The organism is Clostridium sp. (assembly GCF_051650885.1).
Classification (GTDB): domain Bacteria; phylum Bacillota; class Clostridia; order Clostridiales; family Clostridiaceae; genus Clostridium.
Window position 1 is genome coordinate 1 of sequence record NZ_JBOFRG010000323.1, and the last position, 4,181, is coordinate 4,181.

A 4,181-nucleotide genomic window follows, 5' to 3' on the forward strand; every position below is an offset into this window, starting at 1 on the left:
GATAGTGGAAGAGTATTATGCGATTCGTATAAGACATTCCAAGGTGTATATACTAAAAAAGCTATATATGAAACACCTAGAATTTTAAGTGATGAGATTTCTAAAATTTATGAAGAAGGCTTTAAACATATTGTATATATAGCCAAAGCACCATATACATCAAAATTAAATTTAACTAAGACAGAAGAAGAAAGCAATAACATGTACTTTATGAATGAAAGTGTTATTAAAATGATGACAGGTGATAAGGGTGATTTAATTATATATCCTATGTTTTATGAAAATTATCATGCAATAGATTATAAAAAAGGAATGAAGGATAATATAGCATTATATATTGATGATGCTAATGAATTAAATGATGAAGTGCTTAATAATCATAGGTCTATTTCTGCAGTTATGAATTTGTATTCTGGAAAAACTATAAATAATGATGAAGAAAAATTATATAGAAAAGGGATTATTTATGAAGTTCCATATAATTTCTATAAAGAGATTAGCTTTAATGCTAAGATAATGAGTAATTTAGTAGAAAATAGTGCTATAAAGAAAGATATAACTAAGTATATATTAGCATTACATTATTCTAGATATGAAGCACATAAAGATATATTTCCTAAGATTAATCCGTATGAAAACCTTATGGGGGAAGCTGGTGTGACTAAAAGAGCTATGTATAAGGTTAGAGATGCTAATTTTAATATGAATTTACTAGCATTTTTAAGTGAAGCAGAAAAAATATTTAATAAGGAAGAAAAATAATGAGTGAAGTAGAAAATAAATTAGGATTTATTTTTGAGTTAGGTTTTAATACAGGAATATTAAGGGAATGTATTAGAAATAAAGAAGTAGATATTAGTCTCAGGGTGGCTAATATCTATACAGAATTATTAAAGGATAGCTCTACTAAAAGAGAAACAGTAATAAAAAGAATCACTAAGGAAGTCATAGATGATGATCAGAAGGAGATATTAAAAGATAATATCGATTTTTATATGATGAAAGGACTATTAGCAGGGGAAAGTTTCTTTAAAGAGTTAATAGAAAGTAGAAAGCGAGAAGGGCAGCCGTGCAAAGTTGAATATTTTCAGTGTTCATTAGATTGCAAAAAGTTTAAAGGGGAAGAAATTGATGAGGAACAATACTATAAAGAGTTGCTAAAGGTACAATTAGAGGTTGAAATTGATGAAATTGAGTATAGCAAGTATAAATATAAAGGAAAATTTATAAATGCAGATAGTTTAATTTTATTTTCTAGTAGAGATAAATACCATTTATGTGTAGTTGATAATGCAATCTCTTTGAAAAATATAGTAGACTATAGAAATGTTGATATAGTAAAGGGAATGTACGGACGAGATATTGCACAAAAAAGAATGAAAAGCAATTTTAAAAATTTAGCAATAGATATGAGTTCTAATAAGTTAGATTTAAAAATTAATAAACAAATTTGTGATTATATAATAGGTCTTAGTAGTAAAAATAAAAGTGTGTTTAAAATGATTCAGGCAGGTAGTTATGCGAATTCATTTATGGAGTTTTTAGAGAAAAATAAACCAGATATATATGAAAAGATTGAAACTATAACTATAGTTGGATATACTGATTCTGAAATAAATAGTATTAATTTAGAAAAGAAAGATTTTAAGTTAATAGGGGAAAAGGAAAATAGAGATTCAACTGCTGATAATATTAAAACGTTTAATGAGATTATAGAAGAGTTAAAGAATTTTGGGATTGGATATGAAAAATCTGATAGAAGCGGAAGAGAGAGTACGTTAGAGATAAAAAGAAAAAGAATCTATCAAAAAATCAGGAAAAACTTTAAAGAAAAATTTAAGGCAGAGAATACAGCAGAATTATTGGAATTGCAGAAAGGGATTAATAGAATATCCATAGTAGATTATATTGAAAATTTTCAAAATACATCTGGTGAATTTAAGGGCTGTAGTTTTAGAGATGTTCATGCTAATGAAATAAAGAAGCATATTTTAGATAAAGATTTAGAAATAATGTTTTTAACAGGGAATCCTGGAATAGGAAAAACAACAGCAATTATAGAAACATTAAAAAAACAAGAAAGCTATCTTTTGATGTATGTAAGTCCTAGAACTCAAGTAAACAAAGATATAGAGCAAAAATTATTAAAAAATGAAGATGAGCCAAAAGAAGGGCTTTATGATGATGAAGTTGTATATTTAACGGCAGATAGTAATGATGAAACTGAAATAGATGGAAAAAGTGTTGATGTTGTGAATTTCAATTCTAACAATAAAAATATTTTTGATGAAATTGAAAATAATCTACAAATTAAATTTCTAGATGCAAGTAGAAAACGGGAAAAAAATAATGAAAATGGGTACTTTACAAAAATAAATGTTCAAAAAGTAGAAATAAGAGAAAATAACAATAAAGGCGTATTGAATAGGTTGACAAGAGGAATAAAAGAAATAATAGATAATGACGTAAGCAATAAAATTGTTGCAACAGCAGCAGTACAGTCATTAAAAGTTATTGGGAAAAATAAAAAGACTACAAATCATTTTAATAGAATATTTTATGATGTATATGATGATGAAAATAGATGTTTAAATGTTGAAGAATATAAAAAGTTAGCTAGAAAATATAAAAATATAATTTTTATGATTGATGAGATAACTGGTGATTCAAGTGGAGTAGAATTTTTAAGTGATATAGTAAATCTTCTTATTAAAAATATAAAAAAGCAAGCTGAGAAAAAAGAAATAAAAGAAAAAATAAACTTTAAAATAATAGTTGCAGATGCGTCTATAACTAGTAAAGATGTAGTGAATATGCATTTAGGAAACGCTAATGTAGAAAGTGATAAATTTTATTATAAACAAGTAGAAAAAGAGGAATGTAGACCAATACACACAGAGAAGTTTAAGTTTAAGAGAAGATATGATTCAGTAATAATAAATACAAACTCATATCCTGCTAAGAGATTAAGAGTTGAATATAAGCCTTTCATAAATGTTTTAAAGTATAATGAAGAAGAATTAGGATTATATGATGCAGTTGATGAGATAAATAGAGAAATAATAGTTGAGACTTTTGATTTTATTGAAAATAATAAGGATGAACAAATTATTATCTATATACAAGATATTCAAAGGCTTATAGAATGTGAAGCTATGATAGAAGCTGAATGGAAAAAAAGGTGGAAAAAAGAAGCTAAAAAAAATGAGGATTATATTATTATAAATTCAACTATGTCAGATAAAGATAGAGATAGTGTTTTTAAGGTAAAAGAAAAAGCAAAAATTGTACTTATGACTTCATCAGCATCTAGAGGGATTTCCTTTAAAAAAGCAACTTGCATTTTAGTAGATTTACCACAATTTGATGTAGAAAAAAATATGATGGAAATTTTACAACTAATTTACAGAGGTAGGGGAAATAAAGATATAGATTTAAACAAGGAAAAGGTAATTAAATTTTTTATAAATGATAGATGTTATTTTAAAGATGAAGAAAATCTTAAAGATAAACTTGGAGAGATGAGTTTTAGAATAATGACATTAATGTTAATTTTAAAGTTGTCAATAGAAACTAGGGTTTTAGGAGCAGGAAAATTAAATAAAAATTATATTTCATTAATACCAATAGGTGGAAAATCAATTAATTCAATAGAAGAGTTTTTTACTGAAGAAATGGCTGGAGTAATGAAAAATATAAAGAAGGAAATAATAAAAAATCGAGATGATGTGTATTTACAAGATGCTAATGAAGGATTAGAAGTATTATTAGGGAACTTAAAAATAGAAACAGAAAATGAAATATTTCAAGATAATATTAGTCAAAATAATGTATATGAAGTATTTATAAGTAGTTGGAATAAATCTATGAAGGAGTTATTAGAGGTCGAATTGTTTAAGAATTGCTATGTATTAGGGAATATTTTACTATTTAGAGTGAGTAATAAAGTAGAATCAAATTTAGAGATGTTAAGATACAGGTTAGTAGGAAAAGAATCTAAAGAACTTCTAAGAAAATTATTTACGATATATAAAGATGAGAAATATTCAGATAGCTTCAGAAATGGAATATTCAAAGCGTATAGATTAGTAAAATATTTTAAAGAAAATAATTTAGAAGAAAATACAATGCATTTAAATGAAAGAAAAGCAATTAATAGTAGATATATAGCAATCCCATTA

Annotated in this window: 2 protein-coding genes; both read left to right on the forward strand. The window is 25.4% G+C overall.

Features of this window, described 5'->3' with window-relative positions:
• Positions 1-762: hypothetical protein (locus tag ACRC28_RS15955; RefSeq protein ID WP_438544434.1), on the forward strand; the 762-nt coding region annotated here is incomplete at its 5' end.
• The coding region (locus ACRC28_RS15960) for a helicase-related protein (RefSeq protein WP_438544435.1) at positions 762-4,181 on the forward strand (3,420 nt) is incomplete at its 3' end. The genes ACRC28_RS15955 and ACRC28_RS15960, both read left to right, overlap by 1 nt.